The organism is Rheinheimera sp. B2H12 (assembly GCF_059620065.1).
In genome coordinates this window covers 4149242-4171572 of sequence record NZ_CM184363.1, presented here as the reverse complement: position 1 = coordinate 4171572, position 22331 = coordinate 4149242, and the positions used below count along the sequence as shown (strand labels likewise).

Below are 22331 nucleotides of genomic sequence, written 5' to 3'. Positions count from 1 at the left end.
CTGACTCTTGTTACAAGCAAGGCCGCTTTATAGCGGCCTTTGTTTTGAGGATGAAGAACTGGCTGATGCTGCTATGGCTGTAAAGGCGTCACTGCTGCAGCCTTTGGCCACACCGAGGGCAACCGGTAAACCTGGCCGCTTTTGATCCTCAGCGCTTGTTCTGTGTGCAGGCTGAACTGCCGAAAAGTTGAGCTTGGGAAAAACAGACTGGTCAGCACTGTGCTGCCATCGTTGATAAAAAGCTCCAGCGAGCTTTGATCCAGGATCAGATCTAACTTCAGGCTGGCTGCCGTCGCTGGCAGAAAAAGCGGCGCTTGTTGCAAGGCGGCGAACGTATTACTGAAACTGACTTCGCCCGCTGCCGAACGATCGAGGATCAGTTGCCGCTTGGCCAAGTCAAAGCGTAACTGCAGTTGCTGCTTACCATTGCCAAGTTGCAGCGTGAATTTTCCGGCGGTAGCAGGCTGCAATTCCAGTTGCAGTCTGCTGCTGTCACCGGGTTGTAACGGCCATTGTTGTTGCCAGACCGCGCCGGCTGCCAAAGTGCGGCCTGGCCATTCCTGGACTAACTGCTGATGGCTTTGCAATTCTGCCAGCGGGGTTGAGGTGAGCAACACCTTACTGCCAATTTGCTGTAGTTGCAGCTGGCGCGGCAGCGTCATACTACTTCGCCAGCGTTGCGTTGGCACTGTGGTGGCGTAGTTCCAGTTGCTCATCCAGCCAATCAGCAGCGGATCGGACCGTCCGGCCGGCAGATTGGCAAAAGTGACACCGGCATAATTGTCGGTGCCATAATCCAGCCACTGCAGTTGTAGCTCGCCATTGGGCTGGCGGTCCGGCAGAAATTGCTGGCCGTCAAACTGACCGACCAGATAAAAAGTGCCAGAGCCCCCATTGGGGGCACCTGGATTGATACTGGCCAGCAACACATATTTGCGGTTGTTGCTGCCAGCAATCGTCATTGGCAACAGGTCCGGGCATTCCCACACACCTCCTAGCTGTAGTTCAGTGCCAAAATCACTGAGATGTTGCCATTGCAATAAATTGCTGGAGCTGTAAAAGCTCAGCTGATTTTTCACTGCGAGTGTCATGATCCAGCGTTTGCTGGCGGCGTGCCAGCTGATTTTGGGATCACGAAAATCCAGCTTGCCCGGATTGGCGAGCACTGGATTGGCGTGGTATTTCTGCCAGCTGCGGCCACGGTCCAGGCTATAGGCCAGTCCCTGACTTTGAAAATTCTGACTGCCGCTGTTGGCCGCCATTTGGTCATGATAGGTAAAAATGGCCACCATAGGTGCGATGCCTTGTTGCCCGAGGCCGCTGCTATTGTGGTGATCAATCACGATGCTGCCGGAAAAAATGGTGCCCAGTTGATCCGGGTATAAAGCTGGTGCGAATTCCTGCCAATGCAATAAATTCCGGCTGACGGCATGACCCCAGTGCATTGGGCCCCAGACATTGCTATAGGGGTGATACTGATAAAACAGATGATATTCGCCATCGAAATAGACCAGCCCATTGGGATCGTTCATCCATTGCCGGGCCGGACTGAAATGCAGTTGGGGCCGGTATTGCTCCTGATATAACTCAGGTTCTGGCGTGTTGGCTGACAGTGTCTGGCTGTAGCACATCAATAACAGGCAGAGCGGGGCATTGCGGCAAAAGTGACTAAAGTTGGCCAAAGCTTGGTTGCTCCTGCTGGTTAAAATTCAAGCTTAATCGTTTTAGATTGAAATGCAAACTGCCGCTAGTCTGCTCATACCAGTACCAATCACAACCAGCAGCACCATCAGCCGGAACAGGACCTCAGTAAAGCTGAGGGCTGACCGTTAAATTTGCAATTAGCCTCCATGCAACTACTGCGTCAGACTAAAACCTCTGACTGTCCTACTGTGGAGAAAAAAGATGTTTGCAATGAAATATCGGCCTTATGTGTTTAGTTTACTGATGTCGTGCCTGATGTCGTTATTGATGTCAGCGTTAGTGACCAGCTTCAACCTCGGTTGGTCTGCGCTGTTTTTTCAGCAATGGTTGGCAGCCTGGAGTCTGGCTTTTCCACTGGCTTTTGTGGTGATTGTGCTGCTCAATCCGATCGTCGGGCGACTAACCAATGCATTGATGCAGCAACCGACGGCAGCGGAGCAGCCATGAGCTTGACGGAATTATTACTGGCGGCACTGTGGCTTGGCATAGGTGCAACTTTAGTGCTGGACTGCTGGAGTTGGTTGCTCACAAGGCTGTTCGCGGTGCCGGCGCCAAATTATTGTTTGGTCGGTCGTTGGTTCAGTCTGATGCCAAAGGGTCAGTTCTGCCACCAGAGCATCAGCAAAGCAGCACCACAACAGGCCGAATGTGTGCTCGGTTGGCTGCTGCATTATCTGATAGGTATCAGTTTTGTGTTGCCTTTGTTATGGTGGCAACAAGGCCAATGGTTACGTCAGCCTGAAATCGGCCCAGCCTTGTGGTTGGGCGGCAGCACTGTGTTATTGCCATTTTTGCTGATGCAACCGGCTTTTGGCCTCGGCATTGCCGCCGCGAACACTGCAAGTCCGTGGCGGGCCAGGCTAAGAAGTCTGGCGAATCATCTGATGTTTGGTGTTGGCATCTACCTCAGCGGCTGGTTGTGGCCTTTTGCTTAAATAAAGGGGCGGCCACGCGGCCGCCTTTGCCTGTTGAATGTGAGGACTGTGATGGAAATTTATCAGTTAAAAACCTTTGTCACCGTCGCTAAACACGGCAGCATTACCAAAGCGGCTGCATTGTTATACCTGAGTCAGCCGGCGGTCAGTGCGCATATTAAGGGGTTGGAAGAACAGTTGGGGCTGCGGTTATTCGAACGCAATGCTAAGGGCATGCAGTTGACGCCGTCAGCACTGGCACTGCTGGGGCAAGCCGAACAGATGTTGCAATTACAGCGGCAGCTATTGGCTGATGCGCGCCGGCTGAAGGCTGAATTGCCCGCGACGTTGCGACTGGGTTCAAACCGCAGTCCCAGCGCGCAGCTGTTGGGGCAGTTACTGAGCCAACTGAGCGATAGTGCGCCTGAGCTAGAGATCGTATTGCGTTATGGCTCTACGCTGGAAATCGCTGAGCAAATTGCGGATGGCAGTCTTGATGCCGGTTTTTATACCGAGTTTGCGCCACTGCCGCTGCCTGCGACTTCACAGTTACAGAGTATTGTGTTGCAGCAGTTCGGTATTTTTCTGGCGGCGCCGGCAGCCTGGCAGCAAAGCGGGATCGAATTGCCGCTGACTACCGCAATGCTGAGTAGCGCGCAATGGCAGCAACTGGCGACTCTGCCCTGGATTTGCCCGGCGCCGACCAGCTGTTGCGGCTATACCGCCGAACAAGTGTTTGAGCAGCAGCAGTTTCGGCCACGCAAACTGATCCAGGTCGATCAGGAGCATGTGACCCGCACTTTAATCGCCAGTGGCGTGGGGATTGGTTTATTGCATGCAGGCACAGCGCAACAGGCCTGTGCCAGTGGCGAAGTAGTGTTGCTCGGACCCGCGCTGCAACAAGTGCAGTTGCACTTTGGCTACCGGCCGGAGCGGCAACAGGAGCCTTTATTACAGCTGCTGATCCAAAGCTTACCCCAACTGACGAGCGGGCAACAACTGGTTGATGCCGCTATAAATCAGTCTGATTAAGCAAGGTGTAACTAAAATGGTTGCCGCGCAGTTGACGGGATTTATTCGCCAGCGCCATCAGCAAGTCAAAATCGCTGGCTTTTTGCAGCACCTGGCAACCGGCCGAATAAGCGCCGACTTTACTCGAAGCACTACTGCTGGCGCGGTGGATATTAATACCAAAATAGCCCTGATAGGTTTTACCACCCCGGTCCAGCACAGCATCGCGATTGGCATCGCGCCAGACCCGAACTTCCCCGCCTAACTGACAAAGCGCCTGATATTTATTGTTATGGCGACCGATCTGATACACATTCAGATACTGACCTGGTTGTAAAATGGCCGCCCCGGCAGGGTTAAGCAGTTGCTGCTGGGTATAGGTTTTACCTGGATCTGTGGTCAGGGCAAAACGGTGAAATCGTGGTTGTTGTTGTTCGTCGCGGTAACTGAGCCAGAGCTCATCGTCAAAGCTGTCGATATGGGCTGACGGACTGCGAATACCAACCAGATTCAGATGAAATGCTTGACCATCATCCAGATATTGATGGCCAAGCCGTTTCAGGCAACGCTGGAGCTGATTGAGTTCAGTGCCGGGCTGCGCTGCTGCCACAGCCCGATCTGTGTTGCTGGCGCTCTGCGGTGTCGCGGTCTGACCTGGGGCTGCTAACAATGCACGCCAGCTGCGTTCGCCGGCCACGCCATCCACTTGCAAACCGGCTTGTTGCTGAAATTTTTTCAACTGCTTTTCAGTCTCAGGACCAAACTGAGCATCGACAAAAGTGCTGGCAGGCAAGTTGGGCAGGTGAGCGGCTAACCGGCGCTGTAAACGCGCGACGGCTTCACCCTGGGCAAAACGGCGTAAAGTAGGATGCTGTGCCGGATGATAGGCGCTGCTAGTGCTGCTCGTTGTCATCTGAATTGCTCCTTGTTTTTGTTGCTGAATTGCCGCGCCTACTTGTTCTGGCGCGGCGGCTGTGTCGGGTCGGGGTCGGGGTGAGCACTGCGGCATGTTGTTGTTGCCAGTTCTGCCCGGTGTGCTGGATTTGGTTCAGCGCGGTGCTGGCCAGTTCCAGCGCCGCGCTGCTTTGTTCCGCCACCAGTTGCAGTTGCAAACCGCAGAATGGACATTGTAAAGCCTGACGGCTCAGCAGATCCGGCAGGCTGACAGGGATCTGGTGCTGACATTGCGGACAGGGAAATCCAGGGGCTATAGGCATAACATCGACTCCAGGCCTGTGGCCATCAGGCTTTTTTATCGACTAACTGGTCCAGACTACTTAAATCGGCCAGTTGTAATAGTTTTTCCAGTCCGAGCGGGAAATCGCCCTGGCTTAAGGTGATTTTTACCGTCAGATCAACATTACTTTTATTGCTCCCCGTGCTTTGGTCTGCTTTGACTGGCGTTTTACGGGCAATTGAAGTGAGCAAACGCGGGCTTTTTTTCGGCGCGACTGAGTTCGGATCTTTGCTGTTGTCGGTCTGAATAATATCTTCAATGGTCAGATCAAAATTCAGCTCAGCTTTTTCAATGGTTAACAGCGGCACTGGCAATAGTGACAGCAACGGGATCTCAATCTGATGTAAGCTGACGCCTCCTTCGTTATTGCGCCTTGGCAACTGAAAACTCATCATCCGCACCTGACGCCGGTTCGGATTTTTACTGTCCTGTTCAAAACCAACCTGCTGGATAAATTCGGCAGTAGTGGCGGCGCTTTCTGCTTCAGCTTCAATGAGTGCCCGGACATGGGCTGCAAGGATCCCTGAAAAATCATGTATTTGTCTCATAAAATTTCCTTTATCAGCGCACTGGCGTCAGCCGGTCCTGTTCATCCATTGATTTCCATTCATAGTCATCCAGTGATAATTTCAGGCTGACACTGGAGATATGATCAGCGTTCACTTTGCTCAGTGTTGTGCTGTCGACCAGTAACTTACTGCCTGCTGGCGGTAACTGCCTGGCTGCCTGTTGCTGCAGCTCCTTTTCTAACAAAGCTAACTGACCGCTGATCAGTTTGTCGGGGTTGAGTTTGTTTTGCAGGTGGGGAGCCAGACTGCTGGCCAGACTTTTGCTTAGGGTGTCGCTTTGTAGCCGGAAGGTTTTTTCATCAATACTGCTGCGCAATTGTTGCTGGAGCGTTTTGCTCAGTTCCGGCGGTGCTGCCGGCAGCAGCTTTTTCAGTTGTGGATCGCTGAGCAAAGCCGTCGCGGTTTTACTGCTCAGTTCCGTGATCGTGGTCTGGCGCTGTTTGCTGAATTCCGGGCTGGCACTGTTATCGCTTTCGTCAGTTTGCACCACAAATTTTAGATTTAAATCAATGGCATCAATCCGGATACCAGGCACCGGCATCAGACTCAGGATCGGATCCTTCAACTGTTGCTCGCCAATGTCACGGCTCAGACGCTGGGCTTGTTGCCGGGCGTCCAGCAAGTCCAGCATAATGGTCTTAATCACTTGTTGTAATTCGGCCATAACGGGCTCCATGCGGCGGCAGCCGGAAGCTGCCGCTGGTTGTTAACGTTCAGCTTAAGCAGATTGTTGCTCAATGGCGGATTCAAAAATTTCCAGCATCCGGCCCATACCACCCGGAATATCATCCTGCACTGCCCGGACATTGATATTGATGGTGTGTTCAGTTTTGTATCTATTACTGCTGGCAGAGGAAGAGGAGTGTTTGGTGGAAACCGAGGCTTTAAAATCGACCTTCACCGGCGACAAAAAGCTTTTATAACCGACTGTGAGTTCAGCATTGGTGTCCACTGAGCTATCACGTTTTTGTTCCCTGACCATTTCTTCGGTAATTTTACTGGTAAAGTCGATGGTCATATCGTCGATCCGTAAATAGGGGATCGGCACTATGGTCAGGATCGGTACTGTCAGGGTGACATCTTCCAGCGTATTTTCATTACTGCGTCTTTTGTACTTAAACACCACCATCCGCACGTCGCCAAATTCTTCATTATCGCTGTTGCCGGTAAAACCGACCGAGCGGATAAAATCAATTGAAGATTGAGCGGCCAGCGCCTGTGCCTGCACAGCTGCAGTCATTGGAGCGCCGATCAACGTGCCATAAGGGATACTGCCTAAAATGCGGTTGGCATAACTCATGTTGGATTCCTCGTATGAACAAAGTGTTGCTTCAGCCGATTACCAACAGACGTCAATCCGGAAGCAAGTTGCATTGGCGGCGTGCTGGCGCACGCGCTGCCTGATCCGTGCAAAGGTCAGCACCCGGCCTGGCCGGCTACATGACGCCCAAAGTATAGAAAGCAACCAGCAATTTGCAGCAGGGAAAAGCTGATAAATTTTTGATGAGAGTAAAAACAAAACCGGCGCATGCGCTGACCGGCTTGCTCTGTCCATCTGACAGAGAATGGATGGCGTTGTGCGTCGCAGACAGGGGCGGTCTGCTGTGGTGGTTTGGCTGCTGTGGTTTATTCCTCACTATCCCACAGTTCGTCATCTGCGGCCCACAGCGCCAGCAATTGTGCTTGGCGCGCCAATTGTTTTGCTGCCATCGCCAATTCACCCGGTACGGCTGGACTGCCTTGCCAGCGTTGTCCTTTCGCCGCGGCAGCCGCAAGTGTGCGCCAGCGACTGGCAAATGCCGCCAGTACCTCACGTGGTTCGGTCAAATCGGCGGCGCTCAGATGGTCAAAAGGCACGGGCTGTGGTTGGACTCCCGTGCTGTCACCCGCCAGGACCCAATAACCGACAAAACCCGGATCGGCCGGATCTTCCACTGCCCAAAGGCCAACATAAGGCGCGGTAAACCATTCCGGGCTGTCGCAAATCACCCCATGCGGGATTTGTTGTGCGGTGACATAAGATTCAATGGCGGCAAACTGGTTATCACACCAGGCCCAGTCTCCAGCATCGTTAAAGTCGATCATAAGGGGTGTCCAGAGTCTGTTTCAGTTAGCTATTGTCCTGCAGGCGGAGTCGTCAGGCAAGTTTGCTGCAGCAAAGATATTATTAAATGTTAATATCATTGGTTTTTTATTATTAATTTATATTTTTTCTATTTATTTTCTGGCTGGTGCATCCGTTAGGGTGACTAAGTAGCATAGTGCTATCTGATGAATTACAGGAGGTTATTTTGCGTAAGATTGCTCTGTCTCTGACTTTATCCGCCATGGCTGTGCTGACCAGCACGACGCTGATGGCAGCTAATACTCAAATGATACTCAACCAGACACCAACCCCGGTCAAAGGGATCTGGTATGCGCTGGCACAAAAGTTTAACGGCATTCCAAAATATAGTGGTGGTTTTGCCACTTATACTGCCAACCATACCCCGATGGCGATAGAGCGAAATGGTGATGTGTATTATACCTTTGCGCAGGATGGCCCGGCAGGGACGATGCAGGTTGGGGTTGCGGTACTGAGGGGAAGTACGGCTCAGACCAGTGTGCAGATATTACGTACTGAGATGGCCAGTCGGGACCCGCACCAGAATGTGACTTTATCGATTGATGATGCCGGTTATGTTTATGTCTATCAGTCAGCGCGTAACAATGATCCAGCTCCCAGTATGCAAGGCCTGATTTGGAAATCGGTGACCCCTTATACCTTACCCACAGCCAGTCATCTGTTAGGGGCTGGTCATAACAGGGCTTATCTGCAGCCGTGGCAAATTGCCGGTCAACAGGTGCAGATATTTACCCAATATGCCGGGGAATTAAATGGGCCAAAGGTCCGTCATCCAAGCGTCTACAACCCGTCTTGTCACAGTGCCGCCGGAGCCAGATTATTTGATGCCGGCGGTTACGCGATATCCCTTTATAAAAATAACAGACTGCATGTGGTGCATAACTTTCATCGTGCCGGTGAGGTCACTTTTGACCATCCAACCATACCAGGGAGTCAATATACCGAATATGGCGCTTCGCACCCGGATTTAAGGAGTAATCTGTATTATATGTACAGTGATGATGGTGGCTGCCAATGGAAGAATATTCAGGGTCAGGTGGTCAGTTTGCCTGTGAACCCGCAAGCTGCGCCGACTCAAATCTATAATTCCGTTGCCTCTGGCAAACCTTTTATCTATCTGCAGGATTTGGATGTGCAAGCTGATGGCAGTGTGGTTGTGCTGGCGGTCGATTCCTCCCACTATAGTCCGGTGCTGGGCAGCCGTGAACATGTGGTCTATAAAATTACTCCGGCTGGAGCTTATAGCCGCCAAGTGCTCAGACCAACCAATCACAACTATAACGTTGGATTCCTGTTCCAGCGCTTAGGTGAAACCTTTGCTGTTTTGCCGGACCGCAGCTCTGGATTTGAGCAATATAGCGGCGGTAATCTGGTGGTGATGCGGGATATTGGTACAAACTGGGCGATTTATCTGGGGTGTAATTCGACCAGCCTGCACGGTCATTACAACTATGCGCGCAGAATACTGAATGGGACTAAATATATCGGTCTGGTTGGTAAAACGGCGGTTCCGGATATTGAGTCGGAAAATACCATTCATTTACTCAGCATCGGTACCAGACCCTGTATTGAACGTTAATTGAGCTGGCCTGACATGGCTGCTGCCGTTTGCGTTGTCGCAACCCGGCAATTGCGGTCATCTCAGCGTCAATGACTCAGCCAGAGCCCGGAAAGTAGCGTGCCGACAACCCAGACTGGCACCAGCCAATTGGGTCGCCTGCAAGCAGCGGCAAAACTCAGCACTGCCATAGGCAAGAACACCTGTACTGGCAGTGCATCAGCAAAACAAAAGCTGCTGGCGGCAATAGACAGCAGCAGCAGTAACAGCGGACCGGCATACTGTAGCTGGCGTAGCTGCGGCGGAAATTGGGCCAGAAACAGCGCATAGTGCTGACAAAAATGCGATTGACTGACTTGCCAGCCTGCGCTGTTCAGCACTAAAAAGGCTGCTGCCAGCAACCCAATCCAGGGGGCCAGATCCGGTCTTTCGGTTTGGCTGACCTGTCCCAGTGCCAGCACTAATGCCATCAATAACAAGCGGCTGAGGAGAGCCGCCGGTTGTTGTGCTGTTTGCTGCCACCAGAATTGCAATGCCGCAGGCATCCATTGTGGCCGGTGTGATGGAGGTACGCTGGTTGCCTGCGCCTGAATTAACGAAGGCCGTGCTGCGGTACTGTTGCGCTGCAAAGACCAGTCCAGTGGCCAGCAGCACAGCAGAGCGAGCAACAAGCTCCAACCCAGCAGGGCCAGTGCTAATGTGGGTAGCCATAACAACGGCAGACTCAGCACTAACAGCCATAACAGTGCCACACCACGATACAGCAGTGCGACGGCAAAAGCATATTGCAGTGCGGCAAAGCCAAGCTGGGGCCAGACTTGCTGCCACTGACTGAAATTGGCACTGCCGATAATCAGCAAATGCAACCATAGTAGAGGATGGCAAAGCAATAACAGCAGTTGATCGACCAGCAACCTTGCTGCACGTGGCATGGCCAAACTGGCCAGAAACAGCTGATAACGTCGCCCTAACAAAGCATCACGATATAACCACAGCAACAGACTTTGGGCACAAAGCAAGGCCCAGCCTAATAAAATGGCCTGGGATGCCGGCAAATCCGCGCGGTAAAACAGGCCATAAGCGAGCAATAACATCATCAGCAGGGCCGGGATGGCCGGACCTAATATCAGCATGGCGCCAAGCAAGAGCTGTTGCAACTGTTGCCACAGCAATTGCAGTTCATAATGCAGACAGCCGCAGCGAAATTGCAGATAGGCATTAAATCGCATGCAGGGGCACCAAGCTAAACTGATGTTGCTGGAATAAGTCGCCATCATGGCTGGCGGCGATGATCATGCCCGGATATTGATCGACATAATGCCATAAAGCTTGTTGGGCCTGTTCATCCAGCGCAATATTAGGCTCATCCAGCAACAACAACTCAGCTTGACGCATCAAGGCGGCAATCAGCGTCAGTTTTTTCCGGTTTCCGGCGGATAAATCGGCGATCAGACAATCCAGTTGCGGTAAAAAATCAAAATCCGCCAGCAACGCTGTCGGCGCCGGCAATTGCCACATCTGTTGCTGTAACTGCAATAAAGCGCGGCCAGTCAGAAAATCTGGCAGTGGCACACTGTCGGAAGCTAGCGCCACAGCCCGATCTGCTTGGGTTAAACGCCGCTGATGCCAAAAAATATCGCCGCCCTGGTGTGGCAGCAAACCTGCAATAGCCGCCAGCAAACTGGATTTACCAGCGCCATTGGGCGCCAGCAGGCAATTACGCTGCTGCTGAAACTCTAAGCAATAATCGGCAAATAACGGTCGCTGACCGCGCTTAAGTCGGAACTGCTGAATGATAAGAGACATCAAAACATCACTGACGCTAAACAGTGTTGCAGTCTGGCAAAATCAACAGTGTGACGCAAGATGTTCGGGCCGCGCCCAGGGGGGCTCCACAGCGGGCAGATGCCGATATTTCCGGGAATTTATCGTCCTGCAGAAAAATTATCTTACAAAAATAGGTAATTTTGAGAATCAATCTATACTTCAGACAAATAGCAAGAACAGCAGATCCATCCAAATTTGTATGAAATTTCGGAGTTTAGATATACAGGCTGAACGAGGGACAGTCCGGCCCTAGGTTATTTGGCAAATCCCCGCACTTTAAACGAACAGCGCACTGTGTTTTGTCCCCAAATTAATATAAAGCAGGGGCTGGCACTGTGGTCTTCAGCGAGGCGTTAAGTCTGGCGGAATTGGGTTTTTAAAGTGTGGTGCCGGATGATGACCTCATGAAGGAAAATAGCTTATTTCACTGAGTTACCAGTCCGACGGAGTTTTTGTATGCTGACACAGATGAGTCCATGGTGGTTTGTTTTCAGATTGGGGTTGGTTTTTTTCGGTTTGTTATTCAGCCCAATAAGCCTGGCAGCTGTCACTGCCAATATTACCCTGAATGATTTTTCGGCTTTCCAGGTGAGAAATCCGGGCAAAAATTCGCATCTGCTGGTGTTATTAATGCGATCTGATACAACAGACCATCTAAACACCAGAACCAATGCTTATACTCCGCAGTTTACTGCGAACGGCACCCAGTCCAGAACCACGCTGACTGCAGGTTATTACACTGTGGTGGCTTATCATGATGATTCAGCGCAAGCCATCGGCTGTGATACATCACCGCTGAACAGTTACCAGCATGTGTATTACGCCGATGGTGCCACTATTGATATCGCGGTCACTTGCACCATGCCAGATACCACGGCACCAGCCCCAAGCAGTGCGGCGACATCGGCGGATGGCCAGACCGTCACGCTGGTGTTTGATGAAACCACCGACTACTACGGCAGCTACAACGAATTTGTGATTAAAGTGGATGGCAATCCGCTGACCATCAGTGCTGGCGATTTTGACTATGACAGCACTTTTACCTTCACTGTCTCACCTGCCATTACCGCAGGCCAGACCGTCACCATCAGCTTGCCGGCCAATTCTGAAGTGTATGATTACTCCGGCAATCAGTCGCCGGGTTTCACTAACTTTGCCGTGACCAATAATGTGGTGAACACAGCGCCTGCCGGTTCATTGGTGTTTGCCGCCAGCAACACTGCGGCTGGCATCCATCAGCTCTATGGTTACAACAGTGCCCGTAACAGCGCAGGCTTAGTGATGGCGGCGAATAAATTTGGTGCCGCTGGTCCAAAAGGCCAAACCTATCTGTTTGATAATAAATTGTTTGGTTTTTTCTCACCAGCCAATGGTGCCGGTGGTTTTGGTTATTTTGATGGCAGCAGTTTGACAGTGTTAGCGCAACTGGATTCACTGGTCGAACCGCGCCTGCAAAGTTTCACACCTTATCAGGGCAGTCTGTATTTTACTGCGACGGACGATAGCGGCACAAATTATCATTTGTGGCGTTATAACCCGCAGGATCAAAGCGTGACGAAGATTTCTGCCGCGCTGAATTATGTCAATTCAACCGCTGTTGAAGTCTACAACGACAAACTTTATTTTGGCGGTTCTTACACGAATACCATCAACGATCCTTCCAAACTGTTTTACTGGGATGGCTCGACCATTACCGAAGCGCCTGGTTTTGCCACTGGTGCCGCGACGCCAAGATTGATGAAAAGCTATAACAATTATCTGTATTTGAGTGCGTCGCCTGCCAATGCCGTGTTGGATACCGAGTTATATCGTTATACCGACAGCGCCGGTGGTTCAGTGGCCAAAGTGGCCGAGTTAACCCCCTCTGGCAATAATAATGGTTCTTCAACCATCAGTTTTTTTACCTTATTTGACAATAAGTTATTCTTTTCTGTCTCCTATGATTTTCTGGATGGCCGCTTGTATTCGGTCGACAGCAGCAACAATGTCACTGTGGAATATAATCCGCCGCTGGCATCCAACTCGAACCAGCCGGCAGATCTGCTGGTGCTGGACAATAAGCTGTATTTTCAGTCGGTGGTGACGACCACCAATCGGGAAATTATTCGCTATAACTCGACCGGTAATGTTTCGGTGCTGACCACTTTTAGTCCAGCCACCACTACAGTGAGTTCGCTGGTTGGTTATGATGGCGATCTGTATTTTAATATTAATTTGGGCAATGGCCGCGAGCTGGCAAAACTTGAGTTGACTGACAATACAGTGTCGGAGTTAACCAACTTCAATACCGCTGGTGATAGCTTGCCGACCTACAACATGCAGGTGATGCCAGTTGAACTGGCACCTGTGGTCACGCTGGCGCAGCATGCCGGCTATTTTATGGTCGGTGGTGCTGTGATGACGCCGCTGCAGCAAGCGCTGATCAGCGATATTGATGGTGATGGCAATATTGAAGGGGCTCAGTTGCAGTTGCAGAACCACCTGAGTGGCGATGTGTTGAGTTTCACCAATCAGCTTGGGATCACGGGCAGTTATGACAGTAACAACGGACTGTTAACGCTCAGTGGCACCGCCAGCATCGCCAATTACCAGACCGCGTTAGCGGCTGTTACTTTTAATAGCAGTAGTTTGGTCAGCGCTGACAGAGTGTTAGTTGCCAGGTTGATCGATGCCGATGGCAATGTCGGTGCGCTGAATTCGGCAGCCGCCTCTTTTACCATCAGAGTGACTGATAAAACCCTGATTAGCGCCGATTTTAACACTCAACCTGTCGGATTAGACAAAGACAGTGATAGTCCGGCCACAGGGGCCGGTACTTTTGCTATTACCGCAGGGGCGCTTGGCAGTATCAACTTTATTGCCACTAATGATCCGCTAACCACCAGTCTTGGTGATCTGACTACGGTGGATGGCAGCACGGATGGCGTGCATGGTTTTGTCTGGAATGATCAGCAATACGGTGGCGTGGATAGTATCAGGGTCATTTCAAATTACACCTCGCCAGCTTCGATAGCCTTTGCCAGTGCCAATGGTGGCAATTTTGATTTTGACAGTTTTGCGATCTGGGATGACGGCATCCTGAATGGCGCTCCTTATTATGCGCAACTGAGTATTCTGGGCTTTCGTGACGAGGTGAAAGTTGCCGAACAAATTGTCGCTATCAGCTTATTGGGCCCTGCGCGGATATTACTGAACAGTGAGTTTGATGAAGTGGATGAAGTCAGGATGCGCTATTACGATCCGATAGATCCAACCACCATCTACCCTTATTTCTGGGGGGTATTGGATGATTTGACTTTTTTACAAAGCGCAGCCGATGTCACGGCGCCGACCATCAGCAGCCTTGTGCGCCAGTCACCGGCAACAGCAACCACCGCCAGTGACAGCCTGGTGTGGCGTATTACCTTCAGTGAGAACGTCACCCAGGTCAGTGCTGATGATTTTACCATCAGCGGTAGCAGCGCAGTGGTGTCTGCCGTCACAGCTGTCAGCGGTTCTGTCTATGAGGTGACTGTTTCAGGCGGTGACCTGGCCAGTGTCACTGGCACAGTGACGCTGGCACTGGCGGCTGGGCATAATATTCAGGACAGCGCCCAGAATGCGTTGACTGATACCAGTGTCGGCGGCAGTAATGAAGATAGTTTTGTGCTGGATAACACGGGGCCGGTGATCACGGCGGTCTCAATGCCGAATACTCCGCTGAAAATTGGTGATCAGGTCACTGTGACCATCACAGTTGCTGCAGATAGCGATAGTTACAGCCTAACGTCCGGAACTGTTGCTGGGTTCACGCTGAGTGGCCTGACGAAAGTGAATGACAGCACTTACACGGCCAGTTTTACCGTCACCGCCGGTACCGATATTGCAGCTGGCACAGATTTGGCGGTCAGCCTGTTACTCAAAGACAGCCTGGACAATAGTTCCGCTTTGTTTGATACCGCAATCAGCCAAAATGCTGACAGAATCGATGGCACCAGGCCCAGCATTCTGAGTGTGGTCAGATCAAATCCCACTGCCGAAGTCACCAACGCGGACACAGTCAGTTGGCTGGTGACCTTTAGTGAAGCGGTCAGCGGCCTCACTGCCGCTGATTTTCAGTTGTTCACGACCAGTACCGCCACCATCAGCAATGTCAGCAGCACTGATAATGCTCAGTGGCTGGTGCACGCCAGTGGTGGCGATTTTGCCAGTTACACCGGTTTTGTCGCTTTACAGCTGGTGGTGGGTTATAGCATCAGCGATAACGCCGGCAATGCGATGCAAACGCCAACTGGCGGCCAGTTTATTGGTGGCGCCCAAAGTTACCAGCTTGATAATGAAGCACCGCTGACGCCTTTTGATTTAGGACTGGAGCTTGCCTCCGATTGTGGGGTCAGCAGCAGTGATCGCAAAACCAATGACAACACGCCAACAGTGCTCGGTAAAACCAGCATCAGCGGCGTGACACAGGTCAATTTATATCGGGCTGGTAATATTCAGGTGGGGACCACCAACCTGCTTGATTGTGGTGCCTGGGGGATCACCAGCAGTCAACTGACCGACGGTGTGCATCAGCTTACTGCAGTGGCCGTGGATGAAGCGGGTAACTTATCCGGCACTGCTGCCGCGTTGGAAGTGTTGATTGATACTGTGGTGCCAACCGCCAGTGCCAGCGCCAGTGGCGTGACAGCGCTGCAGGATGGGCAAAGCAGTTACAGCTTTACCGTCAGTTACAGCGATAACAGTTCAGGGGTTGACAGCAGCTCCATTGATGGCAGTGATATTGTGGTGACAGGACCTAACAGTTATCAGGCCAGCGCCAGTGTCAGCAGCAGCAGTGGTAATGTGGTGACCTATGCCATGACGCCGCCTGGCGGCAGTTGGGACCAAACCGACGCTGGTAGTTACAGCATCAGTTTGCAGGCTTCGCAGGTGGCAGATGTGGCCGGTAATTTTGTTGCCGCCAATGCCAGTCTGGCTAGTTTTACTGTCAGTTATAACGCCGCACCGGTCAATACCGGGTTGCCGGTGGTGACAGGTTCTGCTGTGGTCAGTGGCATGCTTAGTGGCAGCACAGGCAGTTGGACTGATGGCGAAAATGATAGCCTGAGTTACAGTTATCAGTGGTACCGGGCCACAGATGCCAATGGCAGCGCAGCCAGCCCTATCAGTCAGGCCACCGCCAGCAGTTACACCCTGACCAGTGCGGATGCCCATCAGTTTATTCAACTGGTGGTCACTGTGGATGATGGGCAGGGCAACAGCAGCACCACAGCCGCTTCAGGCTGGGCTTTGGTGCAAAATAGTGCGCCTTTAAGTGTTACGGCGCCGGTGTTGACGGGGTTGTCACTGGTCAATGGCACGCTCAGCAGCAATACCGGCACTTTCAGCGATGCCGATGCTGACAGTCTGACCTATAGTTACCAGTGGTACCGGGCTTTGGATGCCAATGGCCAGGGCCTGACGCTGATCACCAATGCGACCGCCAGTACTTACACCATCAGCAGTGCTGATGCCCATCAGTATCTGAAAGTAATTGTGACCGCCAATGATGGTCAGGGTGGCAGTATCGCTGCCAGTTCGGATTGGCTGGCGGTGAATAATTCGGCACCGGCCATCAGTGGCAGTGCCGCCAGCACTGTGGCGCAAGGGGTGTTATTTAGCTTTAGTGCCAGCGCCAGCGACATTGATGGGGATCCGTTAATTTTCAGTATCAGCAATAAACCGGCCTGGCTGACGTTCAATGCGCAAACCGGTGAACTGAGCGGTACACCAGGCAATAGCGAGGTCGGTGATTACAGCAATATCGTCCTGAGTGTCAGCGATGGGGTTGCCACTGTATCGCTACCTGCCTTTAGCATTAATGTCAGTAATGTCAACGATGCACCAGTGATCAGCGGCAGTGCGCCAACCACAGTGGCACAAGGGGTACTCTATAGCTTCACCCCCACAGTGCAGGATGTCGATGCCAATAGCAGCTTCAGTTATAGCATCAGCAATAAACCAGCCTGGCTGACCCTGAATGCACAAACCGGCGAGCTCAGTGGTACACCGGGCAATGGCGATGTCGGTGATTACAGCAATATTATCCTGAGCGTCAGTGATGGTATTGAGATGGTGTCGTTACCGGCCTTTAGTATTCATGTCAGTAATGTCAACGATGCACCGGTGATCAGCGGCAGTGCCCCAACCACAGTAGCGCAAGGGGGGCTCTACAGCTTTTCACCCACAGTGGTGGATGTGGATGCCAATACCACGCTGAGTTACAGTATTAGCAATAAACCGGCTTGGCTGACGCTGAATGCGCAAACCGGTGAACTGAGCGGTACCCCTGGCAACAGCGATGTCGGGGATTACAGCAATATTATCCTGAGTGTTAGTGATGGTATTGAGACGGTGTCGTTACCGGCCTTTAGTATCAATGTCAGTAACGTCAATGATGCGCCGGTGATCAGCGGCAGCGCGCCAACCACAGTGGCACAGGGTGTGCTTTATAGCTTTACCCCTACAGTGGTGGATGTGGATGCCAATAGCAGCTTCAATTTTAGCATCAGCAATAAACCGGCTTGGCTGACGCTGAATGCGCAAACTGGCGAGCTCAGTGGCACGCCGGGCAACAGCGATGTCGGGGATTACAGCAATATTATCCTGAGCGTCAGTGATGGTGTTGAAACGGTGTCGTTACCGGCCTTTAGTATCAATGTCAGTAATGTCAATGATGCGCCGGTGATCAGCGGCAGTGCACCGACCACAGTAGCACAGGGCGTGCTGTATAGCTTTACCCCCACAGTGCTGGATGTGGATGTCAATACCACGCTGAGCTACAGCATCAGCAACAAACCGGCCTGGCTGACGCTGAATGCACAAACTGGTGAGCTGAGTGGCACGCCGGGCAATGGCGAGGTCGGGGATTACAGCAATATTATCCTGAGCGTCAGTGATGGTGTTGCAACGGTGTCGTTACCGGCCTTTAGTATCAATGTCAGTAACGTCAATGATGCGCCGGTGATCAGCGGTAGTGCGCCAACCACAGTGGCGCAAGGGGTGCTGTATAGCTTCACCCCGACCGTCGTCGATGTTGATGTCAACACCACGCTGAGTTACAGCATGAGCAATAAACCGGCCTGGCTGACATTGAATCCACAAACCGGCGAGCTCAGTGGTACACCAGGCAACAGTGATGTCGGCAATTACAGCAATATTGTGCTGAGCGTCAGCGATGGTGTGGAAACGGTGTCGTTACCGGCCTTTAGTCTCAGTGTAACGAATGTCAATGATGCACCGGTGATCAGTGGCAGTGCCCCAACCACAATAGCGCAAGGGGTGCTGTATAGCTTCACCCCGACAGTGCTGGATGTCGATGCCAATACCACGCTGAGTTACAGCATCAGTAATAAACCGGCCTGGCTGACGTTCAATGCGCAAACCGGTGAGCTGAGCGGTACACCTGGCAACAGCGATGTCGGGGATTACAGCAATATTATCCTCAGCGTTAGTGATGGTATCGAGACGGTGTCGTTACCGGCCTTTAGTCTCACTGTGACGAATGTCAATGATGCACCGGTGATCAGCGGCAGTGCGCCAACCACAGTGGCGCAAGGGGCGCTCTATAGCTTCATCCCCACAGTAGTGGATGTCGATGCCAATACCACCCTTAGCTACAGCATTAGCAATAAACCGGCCTGGCTGACGTTCAATACGCAAACCGGCGAGCTCAGTGGTACCCCAGGCAATAGCGATGTCGGCAATTACAACAATATTGTGCTGAGCGTCAGCGATGGCACAGCCATAGTTTCGTTACCGGCCTTTAGTCTCAGCGTCAGTAATGTCAACGATGTGCCATTGCTCTCTGGTGTGCCTGCTTTGACTGTGATTGCCAACAGTGCTTATAGCTTTGTGCCGGTCGCTACAGATCCGGACAACGATAGTCTGACTTTCAGTATCAGTAATAAACCGGCATGGGCGCAATTTGACCCGACCACAGGCCGGCTCAGTGGCACGCCGCTGCGCAGCGACATTGGCGTCACTGCAGCTGTGACTATCAGTGTCAGTGATGAAATACTGACGGCTACATTGCCGGCTTTTGAGTTGCAGGTACTGACCGATAATACGGCGCCAGTGGCGGCAGATGCGGATCTGAGCCTGAATGAAGATGAAAGCCTGTTGATCCAACCGCAATTAAGTGATGCTGAAAATAACGAGCTCAGTCTGGAAATTGTGCAGGTCCCTGAGCATGGTTCGTTGCTGATTGAAGGCACGGCGCTGCGGTATATGCCATTAAAAGATTTTCATGGCACCGACAGCTTCCGTTATATCGCCAGCGATCAAGCGCTGAGTTCAGAGCCTGCGACAGTGCGGCTGACCATCAATGCAGTCAATGATCTGCCATTGGCAGTGGCGGATCAGTTTAGTCTGGTCAGAAGCAACACTGACAGTTACAGCCTGAATGTGCTGGCCAATGACTCAGATCCGGATGGGGATAGTTTGTTGATTGATGGCGCCAGCAGCAGTGTCGGGTCTGTCACCAGCACGGCCAACGGCTTGCAGTTGCAGGCACCGGCGCGCTACATCGGTGAAATTAACCTGCGTTATACCATCACCGACGGCCAAAAAGGTCGTGCCAGTGCCCAAGTGAAAGTGCTGATCACTGGTTCCACCGAAGCTGAGTTACCAGTGCTGACATTACCGGCCGATATTGAGGTCAATGCCACTGCACTGTTCACCCGCGTGGCACTGGGAGTTGCGACCGCAGTAGATAGCCGTGGCCAGCCATTGCCTGTTTCCTTATTGACCGGTACCACCTTCTTTGCGCCGGGCGAACACTTAGCTTACTGGCAGGCGACCGATAGTGCAGGTTTGTCTGTCACTAAAGCGCAGAAGGTGAAAGTGAATCCGTTGGTGTCTTTGAGTAAAGATGCCACAGTGACGGAAGGCAGCTCGACCAAAGTGCAGATCTTGCTCAATGGTCCGGCGCCGGTTTATCCGCTGACGATCCCTTATACAGTGTCTGGAAGCAGTAACGGTCAGGACCATGATTTGGTATCGGGTGAAGTGGTGCTGCAAAGTGGCAGCATGATCGAACTGCCGCTGCAGATTTATCCGGATAATCAGAACGAAGGCAGTGAAACTATTGTCATCGAGCTGGATGCTAGCCTCAATCGCGGTGCCAAAGCTGTAACAGTACTGACCATTAGTGAGCAGAATGTAGCGCCGCAAGCCGCGATCGCGGTGCGTCAGCAAAATGAAAACCGCTTGACGGTGGCGCAAGATCAAGGCCAGGTGACAGTGACTGCCACTGTGTCAGATGCCAATCCACAGGATCAGTTACAACTGAGCTGGAGCACAGGTCAACTGACGGATGTCAGTATTGACGGTCAGCAACTGCGTTTTGCAGCAGCAAGCCAGGCGCCTGGAGTCTATCCGGTGCAACTGACGGTGACTGATAATGGCACTCCGGCGCTGAGTCAAACAGCGGAGGTCTATATTCTGGTGCAGCCAGGCTTACCGGTACTGAGCAAAGTGGACACTGATGGCGACTTGATCCCGGACGATGAAGAAGGTTTTGCCGACAGTGATGGCGATGGTATTGCCGATTATCTGGATGCGATCAGCGACTGTAACGTTGTGCCTGAAATTGGTTCTCAGCAAGTGCGTTTCCTGGCTGAAGGTGAAGCTGGTATTTGTCTGCGTCGTGGTCAGGTATCTGCAGTCGCTGACTCCGGTGGTCTGCAACTGGAGCTGGATGAGTTGGATACCGACCCAAGTGCGTTAAATGTCGGGGGCGTGTTTGACTTTATCGCTTATGGCTTACCGCTGGCGGGTCAGACTTATCAGTTGGTGTTACCACAACAAAGGCCGGTGCCTGCCAATGCCGTGTATCGTAAATTCTATAGCGACCGCGGCTGGACTGACTTTGTCAGTGATGACAACAACTTCATTTCCAGTAGCCAAGGTGAACGTGGTTTCTGTCCGCCACCAGGCGCCACAGACTGGACACCAGGGCTGACCGAAGGGGATTGGTGTGTGCAAATCACCCTGACAGATGGGGGGCCAAATGATGCCGATGGGATTGCCAACAATGCGATTGTCGATCCGGGTGGCGTTGCGGTGCAATTGACCAGCAATAGCTTGCCGGAAGCCAAGGCGGATACGGCCAGCACCAGAACCGGTTTTGCGGTGGAGATTGATGTGCTGCAAAATGACACAGATGCCGACAGCGATCTATTGACGATCAGTCAGGCCAGCAGTCAGTTTGGTCAGGTACAGATCCTGACCAGTCAGAAGTTGCAATATACGCCGGCCGCAGGCTTCTTTGGTCAGGATACGGTGATTTACAGTGTGACAGATGGCAAAGGAGGGACAGCCAGCAGTGAAGTGACAGTGACAGTGCAACCCAATAAAGCGCCGCTGACCGTCGACGATCAGGCTGCCACCGATGACAGAACCGCCATCATTCTGGATGTTTTGAAAAATGACACGGATCCGGACGGTGATAGCTTGAAGCTTTTGAGTGTCACAGCCACTCAAGGAACTGCCGCAGTGGTGAATGGCAGCACTATCCGTTATCAGCCAAAAGCGGGATTTGCCGGCACTGATACGCTGACTTATCTGGTAGAAGACAGTTATGGTGCCCGCAGCAGTGGCAAAGTGACAGTGAGTTTGCAGGCGTATCAGGAAGTGATGGTGATTAACAAGGCCAAAGGCGGTGCCAGCTCTGGCTGGTGGCTGGCGCTGTTGTTGCCACTGGCGCTGCTGCGCCGCTGTCGCCGCAGTTGGTTACTGGCGTTATTACCCCTGAGCTCGCAAGCGAACTGGTATGCTGTTGCAGAGATAGGGCAGAGCCAGGCGCAGCGCAGCACCGCGGCATTACAGGCTGAGTTAGCCAGTGGCGAGTTACTGATGCTGGATAAACGCGACCTGAGTCTGGCACTGGGCGCCGGTTATCAGTTCAGTCCGCAATGGGCGGTTGAGCTGGTCTGGCGCGACTTGGGCGATGCTGGTTTGAAGTTACGCAGCAGTACTTTGGATCCTGCCGCCTACCATCAGCAAGTCAGTCAGAGCAGCCCCTATCTGGGCGAGACAGTGGCTGTCGGAGGTCGCTGGCGGATCCGGCAATACCAACACTGGCTGGTGGAGTTGCTGGCTGGTGCGCAGTATTGGCAAACAGAGGTCAGCAGTCAGCTTGAAATCAACGGCGTGCCATCACAACGGTTAAACAGCGACTTCAGTGGTACTGATTTGTATTATGGCGTGGCTTTGGGTTATCAGTTCAGTCCGCAGTGGCAGGCCCAGTTGCAGTTGCAGCGCAGTGAAATCCACACTAACAAAGTCAACCAGCTGGCGCTGAGACTGAGTTGGCAGTTTTAAGTGGCATGAAAAAAATCAGGCCGCAGAGTGCGGCCTGATT

General features: G+C 52.3%; 14 protein-coding genes. 5 read left to right on the top strand and 9 right to left on the bottom strand.

Annotation, left to right across the window (positions count from 1 at the left end):
• Nucleotides 1-71: 71 nt before the first annotated feature.
• Nucleotides 72-1682, bottom strand: coding sequence for a glycoside hydrolase family 32 protein (locus tag AC53GJ_RS17955; protein WP_496729768.1), 1611 nt, complete (start codon nt 1680-1682; stop codon nt 72-74).
• Between the two features lie 223 nt (nt 1683-1905).
• Between AC53GJ_RS17955 and AC53GJ_RS17950 the strand changes: the two genes are divergently transcribed.
• Genes AC53GJ_RS17950 through AC53GJ_RS17940 form a run of 3 tightly spaced genes read left to right on the top strand, consistent with a single transcriptional unit; the run spans nt 1906 to nt 3650 of the window.
• On the top strand, nt 1906-2151 hold the full coding sequence (locus AC53GJ_RS17950) for a DUF2798 domain-containing protein (RefSeq protein WP_496729766.1): 246 nt from the start codon (nt 1906-1908) through the stop codon (nt 2149-2151).
• Entirely contained in the window at nt 2148-2639 is a 492-nt protein-coding gene (locus AC53GJ_RS17945) for a DUF2938 domain-containing protein (RefSeq protein WP_496729764.1), read from the top strand. Before AC53GJ_RS17950 ends, AC53GJ_RS17945 begins: the two co-directional genes overlap by 4 nt.
• A gap of 51 nt (nt 2640-2690) precedes the next feature.
• Nucleotides 2691-3650: a LysR family transcriptional regulator gene (locus tag AC53GJ_RS17940; protein ID WP_496732818.1), complete on the top strand. Its 960-nt coding sequence runs from the start codon at nt 2691-2693 to the stop codon at nt 3648-3650.
• On the opposite strand, the gene AC53GJ_RS17935 is transcribed toward AC53GJ_RS17940, so the two are convergent.
• From AC53GJ_RS17935 to AC53GJ_RS17910, 6 genes are all read right to left on the bottom strand, one after another.
• Entirely contained in the window at nt 3631-4542 is a 912-nt protein-coding gene (locus AC53GJ_RS17935) for a peptidoglycan-binding domain-containing protein (protein WP_496729762.1), read from the bottom strand. The genes AC53GJ_RS17940 and AC53GJ_RS17935 overlap by 20 nt on opposite strands.
• Nucleotides 4523-4846 carry a hypothetical protein gene (locus AC53GJ_RS17930; protein ID WP_496729761.1) on the bottom strand — a complete coding sequence of 108 codons (324 nt, stop codon included), beginning with the start codon at nt 4844-4846 and terminating at the stop codon, nt 4523-4525. Before AC53GJ_RS17930 ends, AC53GJ_RS17935 begins: the two co-directional genes overlap by 20 nt.
• Before the next feature lie 25 nt (nt 4847-4871).
• Nucleotides 4872-5414 (bottom strand): DUF2589 domain-containing protein, encoded by a 543-nt coding sequence (locus tag AC53GJ_RS17925; protein WP_496729760.1) that lies wholly within the window; start codon nt 5412-5414, stop codon nt 4872-4874.
• Between the two features lie 13 nt (nt 5415-5427).
• Nucleotides 5428-6099 (bottom strand): hypothetical protein, encoded by a 672-nt coding sequence (locus tag AC53GJ_RS17920; protein WP_496729758.1) that lies wholly within the window; start codon nt 6097-6099, stop codon nt 5428-5430.
• A gap of 54 nt (nt 6100-6153) precedes the next feature.
• A complete protein-coding gene (locus AC53GJ_RS17915) occupies nt 6154-6735 on the bottom strand; it encodes a DUF2589 domain-containing protein (RefSeq protein WP_496729756.1) in 582 nt (193 codons plus the stop codon).
• 326 nt (nt 6736-7061) lie between these two features.
• On the bottom strand, nt 7062-7520 hold the full coding sequence (locus tag AC53GJ_RS17910; protein ID WP_496729754.1) for a DUF4826 family protein: 459 nt from the start codon (nt 7518-7520) through the stop codon (nt 7062-7064).
• Between the two features lie 206 nt (nt 7521-7726).
• Here AC53GJ_RS17910 and AC53GJ_RS17905 point away from each other — a divergent pair, with 206 nt between their 5' ends.
• Complete coding sequence (locus AC53GJ_RS17905) at nt 7727-9139, top strand: BNR-4 repeat-containing protein (RefSeq protein WP_496729752.1); 1413 nt, start codon at nt 7727-7729, stop codon at nt 9137-9139.
• Nucleotides 9140-9207: 68 nt separating this feature from the next.
• On the opposite strand, the gene AC53GJ_RS17900 is transcribed toward AC53GJ_RS17905, so the two are convergent.
• The gene (locus AC53GJ_RS17900) at nt 9208-10347 is read right to left on the bottom strand and encodes a DUF6136 family protein (RefSeq protein WP_496729751.1); all 1140 of its coding nucleotides are present in this window, start codon (nt 10345-10347) and stop codon (nt 9208-9210) included.
• Nucleotides 10337-10924, bottom strand: coding sequence for an ABC transporter ATP-binding protein (locus tag AC53GJ_RS17895; protein ID WP_496729749.1), 588 nt, complete (start codon nt 10922-10924; stop codon nt 10337-10339). The genes AC53GJ_RS17900 and AC53GJ_RS17895 overlap by 11 nt, the downstream gene beginning before the upstream one ends.
• Before the next feature lie 477 nt (nt 10925-11401).
• On the opposite strand from AC53GJ_RS17895, the gene AC53GJ_RS17890 reads away from it, so the two are divergent.
• Nucleotides 11402-22291, top strand: coding sequence for an Ig-like domain-containing protein (locus AC53GJ_RS17890; RefSeq protein ID WP_496729747.1), 10890 nt, complete (start codon nt 11402-11404; stop codon nt 22289-22291).
• Nucleotides 22292-22331 lie beyond the last annotated feature (40 nt).